The organism is Microcoleus sp. PH2017_05_CCC_O_A, assembly GCF_020738785.1.
GTDB lineage: Bacteria > Cyanobacteriota > Cyanobacteriia > Cyanobacteriales > Microcoleaceae > Microcoleus.
In genome coordinates this window covers 1-19,605 of the sequence record NZ_JAEQCB010000082.1, presented here as the reverse complement: position 1 = coordinate 19,605, position 19,605 = coordinate 1, and the positions used below count along the sequence as shown (strand labels likewise).

General features: G+C 46.6%; 22 protein-coding genes and 2 pseudogenes. 6 read left to right on the top strand and 18 right to left on the bottom strand.

The annotated features are described in order from the left end of the window. Nucleotides 1–76: 76 nt before the first annotated feature. From JGK20_RS19900 to JGK20_RS19840, 14 genes are all read right to left on the bottom strand, one after another. The gene (locus JGK20_RS19900; protein WP_293198707.1) at nt 77–256 is read right to left on the bottom strand and encodes a 4-oxalocrotonate tautomerase family protein; all 180 of its coding nucleotides are present in this window, start codon (nt 254–256) and stop codon (nt 77–79) included. A gap of 30 nt (nt 257–286) precedes the next feature. Next, complete coding sequence (locus JGK20_RS19895; protein WP_293219906.1) at nt 287–1,027, bottom strand: SDR family oxidoreductase; 741 nt, start codon at nt 1,025–1,027, stop codon at nt 287–289. A gap of 87 nt (nt 1,028–1,114) precedes the next feature. After that, nucleotides 1,115–1,975, bottom strand: coding sequence for a glucose 1-dehydrogenase (locus JGK20_RS19890; protein ID WP_293198711.1), 861 nt, complete (start codon nt 1,973–1,975; stop codon nt 1,115–1,117). Nucleotides 1,976–2,056: 81 nt separating this feature from the next. After that, complete coding sequence (locus JGK20_RS19885; protein ID WP_293193350.1) at nt 2,057–2,908, bottom strand: pirin-like C-terminal cupin domain-containing protein; 852 nt, start codon at nt 2,906–2,908, stop codon at nt 2,057–2,059. A 20-nt stretch (nt 2,909–2,928) separates the two neighbouring features. After that, the gene (locus JGK20_RS19880) at nt 2,929–3,519 is read right to left on the bottom strand and encodes an isochorismatase family protein (RefSeq protein WP_293193349.1); all 591 of its coding nucleotides are present in this window, start codon (nt 3,517–3,519) and stop codon (nt 2,929–2,931) included. Between the two features lie 43 nt (nt 3,520–3,562). Continuing rightward, on the bottom strand, nt 3,563–3,814 hold the full coding sequence (locus JGK20_RS19875) for a CDGSH iron-sulfur domain-containing protein (protein ID WP_293186165.1): 252 nt from the start codon (nt 3,812–3,814) through the stop codon (nt 3,563–3,565). Nucleotides 3,815–3,836: 22 nt separating this feature from the next. Beyond that, nucleotides 3,837–4,442, bottom strand: a complete 606-nt coding sequence (locus JGK20_RS19870; protein ID WP_293186163.1) for a flavodoxin domain-containing protein — start codon at nt 4,440–4,442, stop codon at nt 3,837–3,839. Continuing rightward, entirely contained in the window at nt 4,439–4,543 is a 105-nt protein-coding gene (locus JGK20_RS34615) for a hypothetical protein (RefSeq protein ID WP_363319233.1), read from the bottom strand. Before JGK20_RS34615 ends, JGK20_RS19870 begins: the two co-directional genes overlap by 4 nt. Before the next feature lie 40 nt (nt 4,544–4,583). Further along, nucleotides 4,584–4,742 (bottom strand): NAD(P)H-binding protein, encoded by a 159-nt coding sequence (locus JGK20_RS19865; protein ID WP_293186162.1) that lies wholly within the window; start codon nt 4,740–4,742, stop codon nt 4,584–4,586. A 124-nt stretch (nt 4,743–4,866) separates the two neighbouring features. Further along, entirely contained in the window at nt 4,867–5,010 is a 144-nt protein-coding gene (locus JGK20_RS19860; RefSeq protein ID WP_293186161.1) for a hypothetical protein, read from the bottom strand. Nucleotides 5,011–5,019: 9 nt separating this feature from the next. After that, the gene (locus tag JGK20_RS19855; RefSeq protein WP_293231862.1) at nt 5,020–6,084 is read right to left on the bottom strand and encodes a DUF4331 family protein; all 1,065 of its coding nucleotides are present in this window, start codon (nt 6,082–6,084) and stop codon (nt 5,020–5,022) included. A 29-nt stretch (nt 6,085–6,113) separates the two neighbouring features. Next, the gene (locus JGK20_RS19850) at nt 6,114–6,404 is read right to left on the bottom strand and encodes a muconolactone Delta-isomerase family protein (RefSeq protein WP_293231860.1); all 291 of its coding nucleotides are present in this window, start codon (nt 6,402–6,404) and stop codon (nt 6,114–6,116) included. Between the two features lie 9 nt (nt 6,405–6,413). Beyond that, complete coding sequence (locus JGK20_RS19845; protein ID WP_293186155.1) at nt 6,414–7,070, bottom strand: SDR family NAD(P)-dependent oxidoreductase; 657 nt, start codon at nt 7,068–7,070, stop codon at nt 6,414–6,416. Then, nucleotides 7,067–7,225 (bottom strand): hypothetical protein, encoded by a 159-nt coding sequence (locus JGK20_RS19840; RefSeq protein ID WP_293186153.1) that lies wholly within the window; start codon nt 7,223–7,225, stop codon nt 7,067–7,069. Before JGK20_RS19840 ends, JGK20_RS19845 begins: the two co-directional genes overlap by 4 nt. Before the next feature lie 595 nt (nt 7,226–7,820). On the opposite strand from JGK20_RS19840, the gene JGK20_RS19835 reads away from it, so the two are divergent. Both JGK20_RS19835 and JGK20_RS19830 read left to right on the top strand, forming a co-directional pair. Beyond that, nucleotides 7,821–10,109 carry a GAF domain-containing sensor histidine kinase gene (locus JGK20_RS19835; protein ID WP_293198719.1) on the top strand — a complete coding sequence of 763 codons (2,289 nt, stop codon included), beginning with the start codon at nt 7,821–7,823 and terminating at the stop codon, nt 10,107–10,109. Nucleotides 10,110–10,126: 17 nt separating this feature from the next. Beyond that, the gene (locus tag JGK20_RS19830; RefSeq protein ID WP_293186149.1) at nt 10,127–10,759 is read left to right on the top strand and encodes a response regulator transcription factor; all 633 of its coding nucleotides are present in this window, start codon (nt 10,127–10,129) and stop codon (nt 10,757–10,759) included. A 253-nt stretch (nt 10,760–11,012) separates the two neighbouring features. Here JGK20_RS19830 and JGK20_RS19825 read toward each other — a convergent pair whose 3' ends face one another. The 3 genes from JGK20_RS19825 to JGK20_RS19815 all read right to left on the bottom strand — a co-directional run bounded on the left by JGK20_RS19825 (nt 11,013) and on the right by JGK20_RS19815 (nt 14,129). Beyond that, the gene (locus tag JGK20_RS19825) at nt 11,013–11,999 is read right to left on the bottom strand and encodes a BsuBI/PstI family type II restriction endonuclease (RefSeq protein WP_293186147.1); all 987 of its coding nucleotides are present in this window, start codon (nt 11,997–11,999) and stop codon (nt 11,013–11,015) included. 10 nt (nt 12,000–12,009) lie between these two features. After that, the gene (locus JGK20_RS19820; RefSeq protein ID WP_293193344.1) at nt 12,010–13,539 is read right to left on the bottom strand and encodes an Eco57I restriction-modification methylase domain-containing protein; all 1,530 of its coding nucleotides are present in this window, start codon (nt 13,537–13,539) and stop codon (nt 12,010–12,012) included. A gap of 239 nt (nt 13,540–13,778) precedes the next feature. After that, nucleotides 13,779–14,129, bottom strand: a complete 351-nt coding sequence (locus tag JGK20_RS19815; protein WP_293186144.1) for a hypothetical protein — start codon at nt 14,127–14,129, stop codon at nt 13,779–13,781. 219 nt (nt 14,130–14,348) lie between these two features. Here JGK20_RS19815 and JGK20_RS19810 point away from each other — a divergent pair, with 219 nt between their 5' ends. Next, the gene (locus JGK20_RS19810; protein ID WP_293186142.1) at nt 14,349–14,894 is read left to right on the top strand and encodes a DsbA family protein; all 546 of its coding nucleotides are present in this window, start codon (nt 14,349–14,351) and stop codon (nt 14,892–14,894) included. A 148-nt stretch (nt 14,895–15,042) separates the two neighbouring features. Here the strand turns inward: JGK20_RS19810 and JGK20_RS19805 are convergent, their stop codons facing one another. Beyond that, nucleotides 15,043–16,035 carry a Rieske 2Fe-2S domain-containing protein gene (locus tag JGK20_RS19805; protein WP_293231858.1) on the bottom strand — a complete coding sequence of 331 codons (993 nt, stop codon included), beginning with the start codon at nt 16,033–16,035 and terminating at the stop codon, nt 15,043–15,045. Between the two features lie 52 nt (nt 16,036–16,087). On the opposite strand from JGK20_RS19805, the pseudogene JGK20_RS19800 reads away from it, so the two are divergent. The 3 genes and pseudogenes from JGK20_RS19800 to JGK20_RS19790 form a co-directional block, all read left to right on the top strand. After that, nucleotides 16,088–16,690: pseudogene (locus JGK20_RS19800) on the top strand (TetR/AcrR family transcriptional regulator); the annotation flags it as partial. 57 nt (nt 16,691–16,747) lie between these two features. After that, nucleotides 16,748–16,852 (top strand): annotated as a pseudogene (locus JGK20_RS19795) (IS1 family transposase); the annotation flags it as partial. 264 nt (nt 16,853–17,116) lie between these two features. Next, a complete protein-coding gene (locus JGK20_RS19790; protein WP_293186136.1) occupies nt 17,117–19,144 on the top strand; it encodes an SUMF1/EgtB/PvdO family nonheme iron enzyme in 2,028 nt (675 codons plus the stop codon). Nucleotides 19,145–19,605 lie beyond the last annotated feature (461 nt).

Here is a 19,605-nt window from a genome sequence, read left to right as displayed (position 1 = left end):
TATTCCAACCTTAGCAGAACTTGCGAGTGAAAAAGCTACCCACAATTGAGCAACAATGGGTAGATTTGTCCAAGAATCAAGTTACAGTTTCTAGCCCCCAATTTTCTTCGGCAATTTCTTGAATCACGATATGCGTATGCTCTGGTTTCTTGCCCAGAATCCGCCCAAGTGAATCAGTCACTTCGGCTACGAGCTGAGCTTTCTGCTCCCTCGTGGCCCCTTTGGTAATCTGGATATTGACGTATGGCATAGTCATTGGTGCGACAGAATTTTTGGATTGTATCAACTAGGCAAAACCGCCATTTACCCCTAGATTTTGGCCAGTCACCCAACTCGCTGATTCACTGGCCAAAAACAGCACCACCCGAGAAATATCGACTGGCTCACCAATCCGGCCCAGTGCCGACATGGCGGCTAATCGCTGGATGGTTTCTTCGCTCTTACCCTCTAAAAACAGATCGGTATTGGTCGGCCCCGGCGAAATCGAATTCACGGTGATGCCCCGTGCCCCAGCCTCTTTGGCAAAGACCCGCGTTAACTGCTCAACGGCGGCTTTTGTGGCGGAATAAACGCCATAGGTCGGCAACATTAAGCGAGTCACGGACGAAGAAAAATTGATTACGCGACCATTCACTTCTAGCCGCGTGGCCGCCTCTTTTAGACCGAGAAAAACGCCTTTGACATTGATTTGAAAAATCCGATCGAAATCTTCCTCCGTCGTATCTTTCACTAATTTGTAGATATTGATGCCCGCGTTGTTAACTAAAATATCAACCTTGCCATACTGGGTAATCGCCGCATCAAACAGAGCCGTCATATCGCTCGGTGAGGCGACATTGGCACGCACAGCGATCGCCTGCCCTCCAGCGCTTGTAATCTGATCCACCACCGCTTTAGCAGCCGCTTCACTCCCTGAGTAGTTAACAATCAGGCTGCACCCAGCTTTGGCCAAATCCTGGGCAATGATGCTGCCAATACCCCGCGAAGAGCCGGTCACGATCGCGACTTTACCTGATAAATTGTTCATCGACTTTAACCTCCCTAAATAACATGGGAACTAATCCGACTTATCATAGATCAACCAACTATTGACCAATTTAGTTTGTATCAGTTTCTACTGTTCTTGATAATTCCAGAGCAGACCGCCATCGACAAAGAGCGTCGTGCCGGTGACATAATCAGCATCAGCAGAAGCCAAAAAAGCCACCATGGCGGCCACATCTGCCGGTTGCCCCAAGCGCTTTAGGGGAATATTTTGCAGCAGGGCGTTGAGTTTGGTGGGATCATTCAGGAGTTTGGTGTTGATCGGCGTTTCGATCGCCCCCGGCGCCACATTATTAATCGTGATCCCCAACGGCGCTAACTCTACGGATAGATTGCGGGTGAGCATTTTTAAGGCTCCTTTGCTAGCACAGTACGCGGCAAAATGCGGAAACGGCAACTCTTCATGCACCGAGCTAATGTTGATTACTTTACCGGGATGCGACACGGCCATGCAATGCTGCACAAAAGCTTGAATGGCAAAAAATATCCCCTTCAGATTCACATTCATCACCGCATCGTAATCAGCTTCGGTGACATTCCAGAAATCGGCATTTTTCTCAATGCCCGCATTATTGACCAAGATATCAAGCTGCCCAAAGTGGTCAACGCTTTCTGACACCAGGCGCTGGACATCGGCGAGGTTGCCCGTATCGCCTTGCAGCGTGAATCCATCCACCATGTGACATTTGCCCCCAGCGGCTTTTACCTGGGCCAGCGTGGCCTCCGCACCTTCCGGGTGGGAGCGGTAGTTAATCACGACGCTAGCGCCCTCCTGGGCTAAGCGAATGGCGATCGCCTGTCCAATGCCTTGACTACTGCCTGTCACTAGCGCTACTTTTCCTTCCAGTTTCATGGTTTTAGTCCTCAAGGATAGATAGGGGTTGACTGAAATAAAACGGAAATAATCGATCTTGTGATCGAGCTTGGGCAATCAAAGCAGCTCTAGTTCGGATTAAATTTTTGAGTGATTAAGGACAAGGGGATTGGGTCATGCTTAAATCTTGTAAACGCTTTATAAGCGGCCCATGTGACCACTTTGATAGGCGACAATGGCTCTTTGGATCTCCTCATCTGTGTTCATCACAAAGGGACCTTGAGAAACAACTGGCTCGTTCAGGGGTTCGCCTGCTCCGAGGAGGTAATGCAAGCCAAGCTCATTGGCTTGTACGATCGCAGTTTCGCTTCCTTGTTCAAGCAGTGCGACATCCAGGGCTTCTAAGTGCGATCGCCCTGCCCCAAACTCGCCGCTCCCCTGAATCACATGCACAAAGGCATGGTGGGAAGGCGGCAGGGTATGGATAATTTTTCCCAGCGGTGGCAGCGTTACATCCAACAATGTCACGGGAGTCAAAGGCTGGAGGGGAGATTCCAACCCAAAGGCAGAGCCAACCACCACTCGCGCTTTACCGCCTGTGGGATTGACATATTCCGGCACCAAGGCTGAGTCTAAATGCAGCGCAACAGGCTGGCTCCACTTGTGCTTCGCCGCTAAATTGACGAAGATTTGTGCCCCATGACAGAGTGTGCCTGGCGGACTGGGAATTTCTTCGTGCATTAGTCCGCTACCTGCTTGAGTCCAGTGTAAATCGCCGGGATGAATGAGGGCGCGATCGCCTAAACTATCCCGATTTTGAAACGATCCTGCTGAATCCTCGAACATGTAAGTAACGGCAGAAAACCCGGCATGGGGATGGGGCGGAAAGATCGGTGCCCGCATGTAGAAATGATCCAACTGGATAAACGGATCGATACCATCCCCCAGATTGTGGCGCCCCAGACTGTAAGCGCGGAATTCTGGGCGATCGCTCATTACCTCCGCTCGGATAATTTGAATGACGCGACGTTGTTCTACTTGTACCTGCATCCGCTGGGTCTCCTGCTCAATTACATTAGTTTGGCGAGTATTTCTTCATACATGATGGTTTGAATCGTCTGTCCGGTACCTTCCGACCACGAATTAGCCAATTCTGCCATCACTTGATTCGTTGAAGTCAGGGTGACACCATGCTTTTCCATTCTTCTCAGGGCAGTTTCATCCGCGATCGACGTGGGGGAACCCCCGGCATCCACTACCACCTGCACTTCAAAGCCGTCTTCGACTGCACTGATGGCAGGAAAGACGATGCAAACGTCATTGGTTAAACCCGCCATAATCAATTTTTTTCTGCCTGTTGCCAGGACTGCATTTCTGTAATCGTCGTACTCCCAGCAGTCCACCACGCCCGGACGTTTTACTCGTTTCTCGTAGGCAACTGGCGCGATTTTCTGTAAATCGTCGAGCAGTAATCCTTGAAAATTAGCTTCCATGCTGCTGGTCAACACAAGCGGCATTTCAGTTTCTACTGCCGTGCGAGCCAAGGCGCGGGTATTTTGCACGATATCCTCACGGGGTAAGTTAAGCGCGAGTTTGATAGTACCTTGCTGATGGTCGATCAACAACATCACTGCATTTTCGATCGTAAATTTGTTTTTCATTGTTGCTCTCTACGGGTTAATACCAGACTTCAACAGGATGGAACTAGAGTTTCGTGTGGGCACCGTCGCAGAAAGGCGCATTACCTGAATGTTTGCAAAGGCAAAGAGCAACCTGCTTAGGTTCAGCGAGTTCAAAGGTTACAGGTGTAAAGGTTGTACCTTTGTGCCCGCCATCGCAGAAGGGCTGATTGGCTGACAAACCGCAACTACACCAGTGGTAATTGCCAGCTTCTAGGGATATGACCATCGGCTTTTTATCGAAAACCGTAGGTTCTGTCGAGATCGATTCAGACATGGATATTTCTCCTAAATAATTTCTAAGCAAACATTGCTAAAATTTCCGGTGAGGGAGAAACATTACCTTTTGCCAATAGGTCCCGATCTCTCAATGCGGCAGCGACACGAGCAACATTTGCGCCATGATGCCAAGCGGCTTGCATCATTTCTTCGGTAATGCCAACGGGTTCCATTTGCGAGCCGCCAGAACGACCATGCGGCCCCCAATGCATTCCTGCCACTTGGAAGCCTGGTGTTGTTTTGGGTAGTGTCACGAGAATCATTCCTGCCGCCGCAAAAGCACCTAACAATCCCAACTGAGCTAATTCGGAACCTGCGCCACAATCGCCGTAGCCACCGCCGACGGTAAAGACACCGCCAACTTTACCTACCATTTCGTCCGTTAACCACAGTTTCTCGCAGACCTCCTCAATGAACTTCTTGACTCGTGCATCAGCAGTCCGATGACGGACGGGAGAACCCATGACGATCGCATCGGCGACGCGCACATCATCGGCTGTCGCTTCAGATGCTTCTTTGCAGATAACTTCTGTGCCTTCAACAGAACGCGCTCCATTCGTAATAGCTTCAGCCATTCGCTTGGTGTTACCAAAGCTTGAGGTATACACGATTAAAACTTTTGTCATTCTTTTTCCCTTTGTATTGATGAGACTGGCGATCTCTCTAGCAATCCTCGATCCCAATGGGCTAAATTTGCTGCCGCCTCATAGGTGCTTTGCAGAAACATCATTAGCGTTGCTTCTGGATCGGCTGCCTGCCGGACAACTTCATAGCGCATTACCCGCAACCACCGTTAAGTTTTTATGGGAGACAGAAAAGCGGGATGGATCGCGAGTAATTGCCGTCAATGTATGTCCTCGCTGCAAGGCTTCATTGAGAATTCGACTGCCGATCGTACCAGTTGGGCCAAACATGATGAGTTTCATACAATCTCTCCGGTTAATTCAGGTCGTTAAATCGTTTGACGCAATCTTTCCGTTAGTTTTATTCTCTATAGTCCCTCCAGTATTCTTAACATTTCATGGATTGATATATTAGGGGCAATCTTGATTACCAAGACAGCAATATCGGTCCACCAAACCTTCTCATTTCAGCAAAGAACTTACCTTGTGCGCCATCCTCTGGAAGACTTGCTAGATACACAGCCGTTTCGGCTCCTCGATCGGCTGTAAACGGTGCATTCGAGCCACCCATATCTGTTACTTATCCCTCTTGTCGGCTAGGGACACCAACAGATGAATCTGTGGGTAGAGGTCTAGCTGGAGCAATATAGGGAAATTCAGTCCTTAGATCGATCGGCGGCGGGACTTTATTCTGAAGTAAAGTATTGAAGAACAGCGTGTAAACGACTGTGCCAAAATCATCTTGTAACCTCCGCCCATTGATGCCGGCAAACCCAAAACTGGCTGGAAGCAGTGGGTTAAAAGGAAGAACATCGGGAAATGACCAGTTTGCTACCATCTGTCCGTAATTTGCAGGTCGATCGGTGCTCTGTGCTACGTGACAAATTTGAGTGACTAAGCTGATTACAGGCTGAGCAAAGTTGTCATAGTCTGTGTCTGGGTCGGTCGAATTGTAGCGTAATGATCCTTCAGGGTTATCATTGAATGTTGCCGCGAAATTGGGCTTGCCACAGCGATTCACCTGCGTCCAATGTCCGTGATCGTTGGCTGCAACCGTTGCATAAAAACTAAATGGTGTATTTGAGATGCGATCGAGGGGCAGTTCAGCAACGATCGCTAGAACATTAGTTGCTCCCGTTGTACTGGCTCCAGTGCTGAAACTTTCGGCATCCCAGACATTATTTTGGATGGCATTATCGAGACAAACACGGGCAGCAACCGCATCCAGGAAGAAAGGATCGCCTGCCAACCCTGTCCAGATCCGTCCTAGATTGGCAATAGGCGCAACCTCATTCACAGTCCCCTGCCCTAACTCTTGCCCTGTAGCGTGATGATCGCGGGCTGCTTCGCCGCTGAGGTAAGTGAGAGACCAAGATTGGGGGTTAGCATCTCCCTGAAAAACAAATCTGAAAACAACGTCAGATTTTGCATCGCCATCGGTATCAAACCGAAATTCGTAGGCTGTTTCAGGTCTAAAAGTATCCCATTGGGGTTGACCTGTAAACGGTGAAGGCAACCCAGCTAAAGGGCTAATAGTCATCACCGCGACAATCTTCTGGGGATCGTCGGCATTGAACAAATAAATGTCGCAGATGTTGATCCGGCTGTCTTGCCGAGATTCTGGCGAATCAAAATGGTGACTCATGCAATTTTTGGGGTGATGAGGACAAATGATTATTGAGCGAAAAGCTCTTCGGTACCTGTGTAGGGAAGTAACGGAATAACTTCAAATTGCATGACACCTGCTTGCGCCATCGGTAACTGAGCAATCATCGCGTTGATTTCTTCAACGTTATTTGCCTCGCATAACAATACAGCACCACTCTTATCAGCAATGTAGTGAATCGAGCGTAGACGATCGCTGGCATAAAGTTCCCAAACTTTTGCCGCCTCTGGCTTGACAACGGGTAAAACCTGTTCAATTTTGGTTTCAGCTTTAACACGTCCGACGATCAAAAATTGCACTGATTCACCTCATTGATAGACATATTCAACTTGCCAAGTTTCAGGAGTCTGCTGGTGCAATTGCCAATACACCTGGGCGATCGCATCGGGGTCAAATTTCGTGTCTGGGGCGATGGTTCCACAAATTGTCACAGTCGCCAGATGAATTCCGTCTGCTTTCAATTCTTCTGCTAAACCCAAAGCAAGATACCGGATTGCCGCCTTACCAATACCGAGCGAAATTAATTGAGGACTAGGATAGAGTGCCAAGCCGCCGCCCGTTAATAGAATCGTGCCGCTTTTTTGTTGCTGCATCCCAGGCAATACCTGTTGAATCGCGCTGATGGCTCCGGCAGCATTAACCTTGAAGTCTTGCACTAAATCTTTAGTAGTCAGACTCATCACAGAATCTAGTTTGAGCAGAGCTGCATTGTAGATCAAAACATCAGGATGACCGATCTGCTGCTGAACCTCGGTAAAGGCCGCTGAGATTGAGGCAGAATCAGCCGCATCAACCTCAAATCCAGTTGACACAATTCCGGCATCACTTAAGATTTTGGTGTATTCAGTCAACGCCTCTGGACGACGGGCTAAGAGTGCCATTTGATATCCTTCTAGTCCAAACCGCCGAGCAAGAGCCAAGCCAAGCCCTGGCCCCACACCCACCAAAGCACAAATTTTGTTCATCGGCTCACCTCATTCCACAAGGAGACATTGATCGTGACATTTAGAGCATGAAAATCCACCTGAATATTTTCGTGCTGTGCTAACTGGCGAGCGATCGCATAGCCTAGCCCTTTGTGACTGCCAGTAATGATTGCTACTTTCTGCATGATGGTCATCAACAACTCCCGATCAAATTTTGAATACGATTCGCCGTACCAACCCTTAAACTATTTGGTGAGTATGGGCAAACTGCTTTGGTTTGTTAAGCTTAATATTGAAGCTATCTTCTGAAAGATTTCTGAATTCAACCGCTCGATTTCCTGAATTTATCCTAAAAGTATCCTCAGTTAAATTTCAGCAATTTCTCAGAATCCGATTGCAGCCAGCAAATTGGGATACAACCCACTGTACAGAGAATCTTTCCAATCGTTACTACACCAAGAGATGATGTTTTTGCTATCCAATCGGTAGTTTCTTACCTACCCATTTAGGTAGTTTTCTATGTTTTGCAAAATTATCGATCGAATTTTTTAAGATAACTACATAGTGAAAATCGTTGCACAAAGTTGGATTATGACCTCAATCCAGCGAAATTTGTGCAATCTGAAATTGACTGTTCGATCGACTCCATCAATACGGGCACTTCAGCGGAATATCGGCACGACCGGGATACACCAGCCAAGCTGAGGTGTTAAAATCTGTTCGTCAGTTTGCGATCAAAAATTATGCTGGTACACTATCTGCACGGCAAGTGCGATCGAGGTTGAAACCATGTCCGAGCATCAAAAATCGCCTTCCTCACCAAAATTATCTGCCGTGCTTGAAGCAGATTATCAAATACTACATAGGCGAAATCGGCTCTTGGAAGCCTCGGCCAACGCAACCAGTGTTTTACTGACGGTGGAGAACTTTGATGAAGCGATCGATACTGCCCTGCAAATCATTGTCGAAGGTGCAGGATGCGATCGCATTAATGTGCTAGAAGGTAACTTCGATCCTTTATCCGATCGCTCATCAAGCGTGCCAACCTACCATACCGCGATCTATGAGTGGACTAGACCTGGCATTATTCGACAGATGGATAGCCTGGAAACTGGGCGCATCCCTTCAGCCGGAATCGAAGCATTTCTGGAACGATATTATCTTCATGGGGATGGTTTTGGCGGACTCTTAGCAGATTGGGTCGAACCTTTACGTAGTTTCTATGCCGCCGTTCGAGTCCAGTCTAGTTATTCTGTGCCGATTCGGGTCAAGGGTCAGTGGTGGGGCGTGTTGTGCTTGAATTATTGTCGAGCAGCGATTGAGATCGGTGCGGCAGAAGTCGCCGTTTTGCGATCGATCGCTGATTGTATTGGTAGTGCGATCCAGCGCGATCGCACGCAAAAAATCATCCTCCAAGCGGAACAGGTGCGCGTTGCCGAATTGGCCAAGGCAAATCATTTGCTCAAGCAAACCGTGGATTTGTTGGCAACAGAACCCGACCTCAATCGCTTTTTGGACTATGTGCTCAAAGCCTTTTCCGAACAGTTTGATGCCCCACTGATCCAGTATTGGGAGAGTCCAGAACCGGGCGATATTGCCTATCTTAGGCTTGCTTGCCGTAACGGACAAATTCTCACAGCAGCCGATTTGCCCAATGATTGTCTGGTGACAGGTGTCCCAATCCTACCGGAACTAGCTGGGTACGGAAATTTCCAAACTCGTCAGCGTTACTATGTCATCGAAGATATCCCTACCGATCCGATCGAACTGGCGCTCTTCTCCCCTCTAAATTTTGATTTGGAAACGTGGTGTACGGAGCATGGCATCAGGAAAATGATTAACATTGCCTTGATGTGGTCTGAAAAGGCAACGAGTTCGCTGATACTTTATTTTCCCAGCGATCGCCATTTGAGCGATCGACAAATCGAGCTAATGTGTGCGCTAGCACAGCAGGTGACTCTGGCCATTCAACTGACACAATTGGCGGAAATTAAACAATCAGAAGCGATCGCGCGCGCGCAGGAACAAGCTGCACACGAAAGCGTTACCGAATTGGTCAAGGCAAACACAGCGCTCAAACAATCCCTCGATACCCTCGCCACCGATCCGGATCTCGATCGCTTTATTGGATATACCCTCAAACTCATTGCCGAGCAATTAGATGCCCCACGCATTGAATATTGGGTGCATTCCGATCGAGAAGATCGGGCTTATTCCTATTTAACCTACTGCCAAGGGCAAACTCTCAAATCGAGCGACCCATCTGCACAAGTCGGGTTAGATGTGACACCATTTCTCGACATTCCCCTCAAAGTCGGCAACACGAACATCGGCACTTTGACCATCTACTTATCCAGTTATCACACCTTTGCTGGGCAAACTATCGAACTGGCTCATGCCCTAGCCCAACAGCTCACCTTTGCCATTGAACTGACCCGTTTTGCCGAAGAAGCCCAACAAGCGGCATTGCTGCAAGAACGCACTCGGATGGCGCGGGAAATTCACGATACTCTCGCCCAAGCTTTTGGCGGAATTTCGATGCAGTTACAGGCGTTCGACTACTTTGCCGCGACTCAACCAGAAAAAGCGCAGACTCATTTGCTGACGGCTCAAGCTCTAGCGCGAGATGGCTTGGCTGAAGCCCGCCGATCGGTTTGGACGCTATATTTGGAAACATCCGAATACGAAGATCCCGCTCGGACGATCGCCAAATTTATCGAACAAACGATGTCCAGACAATCGGTGCCCATCGATCTGGCGATCGATGGCAGCCCCCGCCGTCTCCATCCCGATTTGGGACTTAATTTGCTTCGTATTGCCCAAGAATCGATCGCCAATGCTCTGCACCATGCCCAACCCCAAACCATCCAAATTCGCCTCAACTACAGTTCCCAAAATCTGCAAATGACGATTCGCGATGATGGCTGTGGCTTTGAGCCGCAATCTCCCTCGCCGGGATTTGGCTTGATGGGGATGCAGCAACGGGCAGCCAGGATTGGAGCCACCTGGCACCTAGTTAGCCAGATCGATCGAGGTACCAGCATTACTGTCACTCTCGCCCATCCAGAAACCCCCTAAAATTATCGCGATCGAATATGCCTGAATCTCCCAAAACCATCCGACTGCTGGTTGCCGACGACCACCCGATCGTCCGTCAAGGCTTAGTCGCGATTTTAAATGACCAGCCCGATATGAATGTCGTTGCCGAAGTCAATAATGGCCAACAGGCGATCGAACAGTTTCGCATTCATCAGCCCGATGTCGCTATTCTGGATTTAAAGATGCCAGAAATCGGCGGCGTAGAGGCGATCGACACCATCCGAGCTGAATTTTCCACTGCCGCCATTATCATGTTCTCGATCTATGAGACAGATGAGGATATCTATCGAGGGCTGCGGGCTGGAGCCAAAGCTTACCTACTCAAAGATACGCCCTGCCAGGAGATTTTAGAAGTGATTCGGACTGTCAGCGGGGGGCAACGCTACATCCCAGCAGAAATTGGCACTAAGTTGGCGGCACGAATGGAGCGACCGGATCTGAGCGATCGAGAAAATCAGGTGTTGGCGTTAATGGCTCAAGGTAAAAAAAATAAAGATATTGCTGGCGAACTAAACATTTCTGAAAATACTGTCAAGTTTCATGTTACCAATGTCACGCTCAAACTCGGTGCTAGCGATCGTACTCGCGCTGTAGTCAATGCTCTTCAGCAAGGCATTATTAAGTTGTAGTTGCGATCGAAAAGCGAATCGAATACGCGATCGAATTTGGTTGGATCGCCGCAACCCACTTCCCTCTCACGGTCTATAGAACCTATTTGAGATCTCTCGAACTATGGGCGATCTCCAACTCTCATCGGTTATGGAAACACAAAGCGAAAGTAACTGAATATTTATCTGTCTAATGGCTTGCGCTTCACCGGACGGCAATAATGTTTGCATCATAACTGATAGCGTATGTCTCCGTTCCGTGTCCAAGCGCTTGTTAGCTTCTTTTGTCATGAGGGCCGAGGAAACGTTCACCATTAAAGTGAACTAGATGGTCTGGGTTATCGGCAATCCACACTTCAGTTTCCCATGCAATATCAGCCGCATTCTTGCGAAATTCAGCACGGTCTGGAAACGCTGTCACATAAACAAGACCAACCTTACAATCTTTGAAGGCTTCTTCAAGTTCAACCCAACGCTTTGGGGATATAGGGCCATGACTGGTAACTGCTTCAATCAAAAACAGCCATTCTCGGTCTTCGTCATACACTACAATATCTGGCAATTTGTCATGTGACATTGGGGGGACACCCAATGATTCCAGGTATTCGGCTTCTAAGAACATCAGCTTTCCGCCTTCTTTTCGACTGCTAGCGGTATCACCAATGTATAACAATCGACCGCCAGCACCGATGAAGCGCGAACAGAATTCGTGAACAATGTCGGCGTGAAGCTGATTATGCTTACCAGGTGACAGTGTGATGGTTTCACCGCTTGGTAAGCTAATTGGAATTTTGTGCAGATCGAGAGCGCGTTCATATTGTGCCTTCAATTCAGGCACCGCATCCTTGTAATCTTGAACTTTCCCCAACCAGCCGCCGTGTGGGTATTCCGCCAGAATCTCCAACATTGACTGATTCAATGAATAGTTATTGTCTTTGCTGTTGGTTGCTCGCGTGGGGTCATCTCGGTTTCGATCGACAATACGGGCTTGCTCGAATTGATGAAGTGTTTGTCTTCTGATGGTTTCGCGACTGTTCGGCTTATAGTCCATTCCATATTCATTACGGATGAATTCCATGATGTTCACGGTTGGCAAAAGCGGTGCTGTTGATGAACTCCAGTCATCTAAAGGTTTTATATTAGCCAGTGCCAAAAAGACCCATGCCGATCGATCGTTACACTGTGCTTTGGGCAGCCCCAAGGCAGTCAATAATGCTTTTGCTTCATTTAGTTTTTCTTGTTGTTGTGCCGTAAATTCCAAATTTCCCCCCTTATATTGAAGCTACTACACCAAGAACTCGATTCACGATCGAATCAATTTTAGCCGTTTCAAAAAGTTTAAGCTTGTGTACTTGATCACCAATTTTCTTCACTTGGTCACGAGATGGAAATTTCATTACCCTGATTTCAGTAGCATTAACTTGTGTATTCCCCGAAATGCACCTGAAATAATTATCCATGAATGATGAATTAAAGATAGTCGCAAGACCATAGGCTTCAATATTGGATAATTCACCACCTAATACACCGATATAATTAGTCTTGTTACCAAAGCCAATCAATTCACAATCGTGCATATTGGCAAGGTGAACGCTAGCAACTAAGCGCCGTTTTTCGTCTTTGGATGAAAAACGTTTTAGCAACACATAAGTACCATTTTTCATCGTATGTTTGTCATGCTCTTCATTAAGCCTGAAGGCTACATCTTTCTTGTGATTACCTATCCAAGTTGCAGTTAATGGTGTCACATTATGTGGACGGTAAAGCGGAACTGTATTTTCAGCACTCGTGTCTTCAGTGATGTATTGGCGGGCACGATGTTCGACCACACGACCAGTCGAAATAAAATATCCAGCACCTTCAAAAGTGGTTTTTAAAGTTTCAGCTTGCTTCAAAATACTAGCCGCAGAAGCTGATTCAGGAATTCTAATTAGTCTTTGATCGTTTGAAGGATCGACAATTAAATGAACCGGATATTGTTTTTCCTCAGCATTGTTGATGCTGGCATCGCAGTCACTCGATCTAACTGTTATGGTGTCGGCATTACTGCCTTTAACGAAGTAGCAAATAATGTTTTCTTGAAGCACTGTTGAGTCATCATTGTTAAACACCTTGTCTCGGTGTTTGAAAATATGAATTAATCTCAGTGCTGATTCAGTTAGCAAGTATTCACGAAAACCCTTGAAATATAGTCCATTTGTGAAGCTGCGAGGTGTTATCGTTACCATTTGACCGCCAGCCTTCATGCAAGCCATTACAACTGCCATGAACGAAGCATATATATTCGGATCGCCGTGATACAAATCGGCTACCGCTCTGGCATAAGGTGAATCTTTCGCACTATATTTAAAGTATGGCGGGTTGATTACTGATATATCAAAGGGCTGAAAAGTTTTTTCTTTATCTGGTCTAGCAATTATAAAGTCTTCACAGCAAATTTCGTAAGTAAATGTTCCTAGTTGTTCGCAAAACAAACACTGAACGATATTCAGCGTCTGTTTAAGGCTGGCAACTGCCTCGGAATCTAGTTCATATAGTACAGCATGAACGGCCTTACAACCCATACTCAAGCAATAGAAAGCAGTAGATGCGGCTAATATACCAGTTCCTGCGCCAGCATCAAGTATGCGAATAGTCTTACTTTTGGGCTTGACAATCAGAGATGCCATGTAATCGGACACGACGAATCCTGTGAAGAACTGCCCTAATATCTTCCTGCTTTCTAATGATTTAGATCTGAGAAATGCACTTTGAAGGCTAATAATATCGTCTTTTGGATCAATAAGTGCTTGCCGATTCAACTATTTTCACCCTTGCCTATAAGTTTTATAAGCATTATCTCTTATTTGACTCAATTTATTTAGGATCTTGTGTAGCTAACTAGTTATTAGACGGAAACTTTCCCTATAATACACCAAAATAGAGTGATAGACGGAAAAATTTCCGCCCAAAGCCTAATGTCCTGCTATGACTTTCCGTATGTCATCCTAGATCGGCGTGATATACAGAAACTTTCCAGATATCACCCCAAATCGGGATATTAAACGGCTCTCCTGGGTATTCGGTAAGTGAAGCCTATATGACTCCTGACGACTCCTGGCATGAGTTTCAATACTTGTACCGGGGAAATTTTGTAGATTGAGATACAATTTGCACCATAAAGCCAGGAGCCCTTTTGCTTCCAGTAAGCGTAATGCTCGATTGGATAGGCATAAACGGCTTTCTCGGCACCACCATGAACGGTCAAATCTGCCTGCTTGTCGCCATCTAAATTGAGCGATCGCATCATCACTCGTCCTGCCACTGGCTGCTTGAAAATACCAGTCGTGACCTGTTTTCGCTTCCAGGTGACTTCGCGTGGCAATCCAACACAAACGGAAATTAGTTTCATCAGGGAACCCCTTCGATGATTACTTCCTGAAACTCTAACGCAGTTTTCTGATTTTGGCATACGCTTTTTGAAATTGAGAAACCCACCTATTTAGGTAGGCAAAAAACCAACAATAGTGGAGTAATAAAATCATCATCTAGTGTAGTAATGATTGGAAAGATGCTCTGTAAAGTGGAAGTTATCCCAATCTGCTGCAATAGCAATTGCGACTCTTATCTCATGGCTTTATCCCCCAACCCCGATCGATTAACACCGCCAGTGAGTAGCCGAGATCGTTGTCAAGGCAGCACCACCGCCAAAGTAACGCTGGTACAGTATGGCGACTATCAATGTCCGATCTGTCAATCAGCGCATGGCATCATCCCCTCGATTCAAGCACAGATGGGCGATCGCCTGCGGTTTGTATTTCGGCATTTTCCGCAGTCGCAGATTCATCCCGAAGCTTACCATGCGGCTGAAGCTACCGAAGCTGCTGCCGCACAAAATAAGTTTTGGGAAATGCACGCTTGCTTATTCGAGCATCCATCTCAACTTGCTGATAGTAATCTAGTCGAATATGCGATCGCGCTCGATCTGGATGTCGATCAGTTTTTACAAGAAATGTCTACCGATCGACATGTGGCACGGGTACAAGCGGATCTTGATAGTGGTATCGACAGCGGTGTGATCTCAACACCCACATTTTTTATCAACGGGGTGAAATACAATGGCGATCGCAGTTTAGAGACACTGCGAGATGCTGTTTTGCAAGCCGATCGTCAATGAGGAGAAATTAGATTAATCGATCTGGTTCACATCCAGGTAACGATTGTGATTAGTCATTATTATCCATCGCAAAAGTGCGTCGCTTGTCGAATCTTTGTGTTCTTCGCTAAAATTGTTCTTAGCATGGAATATGCTATATTAAACCTGTTTACCTTGACAGATTAGGCTCTCTAACATTAGGAAAGCTTTCAAAATTGCGCCGTACCCAATCCATCCCCACTTCATTATTGAGTTTAATTTTCTGAGGCGTATCAGGATAAATTTTCCCTAAAATATCCGCATCTTGATCCACAACAACTTTGCCAAAATTGAGATACATTCCCCCCAATAGCTTAAAGATAGGATGCTTTGCTTGACCGAACAGCAAAATATAAGTTCGCGTCCGATTCTCGGCTTCTGGTACGAATATATGACACTGTGCAGCTTTGCCGAATGGCATTTCTCCATGAAAAATTATTAGGCATGGGAAATGATTTTCTAAATGAGCTTTAAAGGTGCTGGGTAGTAACAACAAATCTGGCTTTCTGAGCTTTTCTGCCAAACTGTAAGGCGCGGTAGGCATATCATAAAACGCATGGGATTTATGTCCTTCATCGATGAATTGATGAAATTCGACATCGGTAATCCTAAACAAGTCTCGGTGAGTGCCGTTTTGGTGATTGTAGTCGTGCATATTCAGCAGCATCGTCAGCAAATCTGTCTCGATACTGCGATCGGCAGTATGCCCGATAAAGTAGTAAGTTTCGGCAATTTCCTGGAGCACATTGGGAATGGGAACTTGCGGCTCGTATTCCCCATAAGACCAAATGAAGTCACCTTGAACAATCAAATCTAACGGTTTTAGTAAGGGCAATGTTTTCTGATGCGATCCGGGCAATATGGTGCAGCCGCTCGCATCAAATTTCAGGGCATGGAAGGGGCAGACGACACCGCTTGGGCGATCGCCCTCAGCTTCGCACCATCCTTCCGACAGCATTGCTCCCATGTGCGGACAAGCGTTGGGCAAGGCATTGATGCTTCCATCAGGATCTTTCCACATTACATAATCGCTGCCATACAAGGAAATTTTGCGAGGCTGGTTCGGTGTCAGCATCGACTTATGTGCCAACAACCAAGGCGCACCGGGAAGCATAGACTGCATGGTGTTCTCCTTTAGACCTAAAATTGTGAGAGATTTGTCGCTTTTCTAGAATATGACAAAAGATTCGCATTCGTCAAGCAGTTTGCGCCGTCAACCGAAACAGCAGCGTGGTAAAGAAAGAGTCGAAAAAATCTTGGATGCAGCAGCAGCAGTGTTTGATGAGGTGGGCTATTCCGAGGCGACGACTCATCTCATTGCAGCAAAAGCAGGGACAGCCATTGGTTCTCTGTATCAGTTTTTTCCTGATAAAGCTGCCATTTTTAATGCAATGGAACTGCGTCATGCCGATCGCGTTAAGGCGATGTGGGCCCAGACGAACACACCAGAAATCGTTCAGTTACCGCTGCGTGAAATGATTCACACCCTCGTGACTGCTGTTGCAGAGATGTTTGAACAGCCTGTATCGCGGGTGGTATTCGTGCAGTTTTATATAGCGCCGGAGATTTTCCAGTCGATCGATGAAAGTATGACTCAGGAGGCGATCGACTTTATGGCGAGTCTTTTGCAGCAGAGAAATCCCAGCTTGCCGGAGGTGCAATGCAGCCTGTTCGCGGAGGTTTGCGTTCACAGCAGCAATGCCGTCATTCTCTCGGCACTTCGCAACCCGGATTTACAGCATCGCCAACAACTGGTACAGCAGATTGAGGATTTGTTGGTGTCGTATTTAGAGCCATATGTCGGGGAAAGTCGGTTGAGCCATGTAATGAAAGTAATGAAATGTCCTCATTGTCGATCGCAGCAATTGTCCAAAAATGGGTATCGACGGGGGAAGCAGTGCTATCGCTGTAAGGAATGTGGCAAACAGTTTGTCGAGAATTCAGTGCGTTGAATCGGACACAATCTGAGTTGTAGTTTTCCATACTCGATCGCAATATCCAACACTTCAAAATTACATGATTTGTCGATCGCTCTTCTATTCGGTACGAGATATTCTTGTCTGTAGCCCGATCGCTCTTGAGAGAGAGTGCGATGCTTTTTGTTTGGGCGATCGCCAAGTTGTACTATACTGTCCTCTGTCTAAGACGACTAAAACCCAGAAAGGGTATATCATAACCTTAAATCAGATCATTTCTTCCCAGATATGTTCTACTGCTCGAATCCAAGGTGCTCTCATCCTTTCAATCCCGACAAATCTAAATTTTGTCAAAGTTGCGGCCAGCCCGACCTCACGCCTCTATTCAGAAACCGCTACCGCGTGATTCGACTGTTGGGGGAGGGGGGATTTGGCAGAACTTATGAAGCGGTAGATATCGATCGCATGGACGATCCCTGCGTCATCAAGCAGTTTATGCCCCAAGTTCAGGGAACATCAGCACTTGAAAAGGCTACAGAACTGTTTAAGCAAGAAGCGAAACGACTTTACGAACTCGGCGAACATCCCCAAATTCCTCGATTAATTGCTTATTTTGAACAAGACAAGCGACTTTATTTAGTACAAGAATTGATTGAGGGGCAAAATTTACTGGCTGAATTAACTCAGCAGGGAGTTTTTAGCGAAGAAAAAATTTGGCAGTTGCTGGCAGATATTTTGCCGATTCTGAAATTTGTGCACGATCGCAATGTCATTCACCGAGACATCAAACTTGAGAATATCATCCGCCGCCGCACCTCCCCCAATCCATCTCTAAATGCGGCAAATTTTAGCAATTCCGCTTTTCGGAGGGGAGCACGGCGAGAGTTAGTTTTAATTGATTTCGGCGTTTCAAAACAAGTGACTGGCTCGCTGATGAGCCAAGTAGGTACGACGGTAGGAACGCCCGGATATTCGCCGGTAGAACAAATGCGAGGTCAAGTTTTCCCCGGAAGCGATTTGTACAGTTTGGGGATAACTTGCCTGAGGCTGCTAACTCAATGTTTGCCAAAAATTGACGGTTCCGATGACCTTTACGATCCGATAAATGGCGGCTGGATTTGGAGAGAAAGGTTGCCCGCAGGTACAAAAATTAGCAGCGAGTTGGCAACAATTTTAGATAAATTAATTCAAGATTATCTCAAAAACAGATATCAATCTGCTGATGAAGTCATCAAAGCTTTAAATCTCTATTCTTTACCTCCCCAACCCCATTTTGGTAAGGGCGGACAACTTACGTTAAATTCTTCTCAGACCAAGGCAGCCCTACCTCCCCTCAATGCTTATCTAACCGAGGGAGGAAAGCTTGCTATCAATACCCCGATCAATCACAGCGCCCAAATCAACAGCAATATCTCTGTGAATTCAAGGGTAAAATCTAACACAAATCCGCCTCACAACCAGGGAACACCAAAGATTTCTGCTGTTAAAAGCAGTTTTGAATTTCAGGTGGTGACAGTAGACAATCGCGGGCAGCAAACTGATGTTAAAAGTGGCAAAACACATTTTTTTGAAGAACATCTCGGCCGCAATACAATCATGGAAATGGTATCTGTTCCTGGCGGTACTTTCCTGATGGGTACCCCAAAAGATCGGGGTGACAGTGACGAAAAACCGCAGCACTCAGTAACATTAGCACCTTTTTGTATTGGCAAATTTCCAGTCACTCAGGCACAGTGGGCAGCCGTTGCAGCGCTACCGGAAATTAAAATATATCTCAATCCCGATGCTGCCCGTTTTAAAGGTGTAAATCGACCGATAGAAAATATATCTTGGTATGAAGCGATGGAGTTTTGTGCTAGACTTTCTCGCAAAACTGGTAAGCATTATCGCTTGCCTAGCGAGGCCCAATGGGAATATGCTTGTCGGGGGGAAACTTCGGGGCCGTTTCACTTTGGGGAAACGATTACTAGCGAGTTAGCAAATTACAACGGAAATTCTAATTACGCTGATGCGCCGAAGGGAGTTTATCGCTTTCAAACTACAGATGTTGGTAGTTTTAAACCCAATGCTTTCGGATTGTATGATTTGCACGGAAATGTGTGGGAATGGTGCGCGGATGCTTGGCACAATAATTACAACGGTGCGCCTGTTGATGGCAGTGTTTGGGAGTCGGGCGGCGACTTTTCGCTGAGGTTGTTGCGGGGGGGTTCTTGGAACGATCATCCTCCGAATTGTCGCAGCGCGTGCCGCCTCAGATATCAGCCTGATTGTAAGGCTAGTATTGTGGGTTTTCGAGTGGTTGTTCCTGTGGTTTGATTTGTAGTCAGTTGTTAGTTGTTATATCAATTTTTTATGAGGCTGCTCCCGAATCTGATCCCCCCTAACCCCCCTTAATAAGCAGGGCGGTTTTATTATCGTCAGACAAATTAGGTACGTAGTTGCGCTTCAGCGCTCTTTATAATATTAGGAAAGAGCGCAAAGATCGCAACTACGTAGGGCTTGCTGAATAAGCCTAAAACCCTTACCTGAAAAAACTTTGACTCGCGATCGGCACTGACAATGTGTTAGACTATGAGGTAAAATTAGTCAAAAGCCATGCACAGCATCACTTTCGTTCATGTACCGAAAACTTGACTAGGGCCCCAAAAGAACCTTCCAACTTTGATCTACCCTTCGAGGGACAATTATCAGAGAATAATCGTTGGGTAATCATGGCAAAAATAATTCCATGGTCAGAATTTTTGTTGATGAATATGCCCAAAAATTCACCTGTTCAA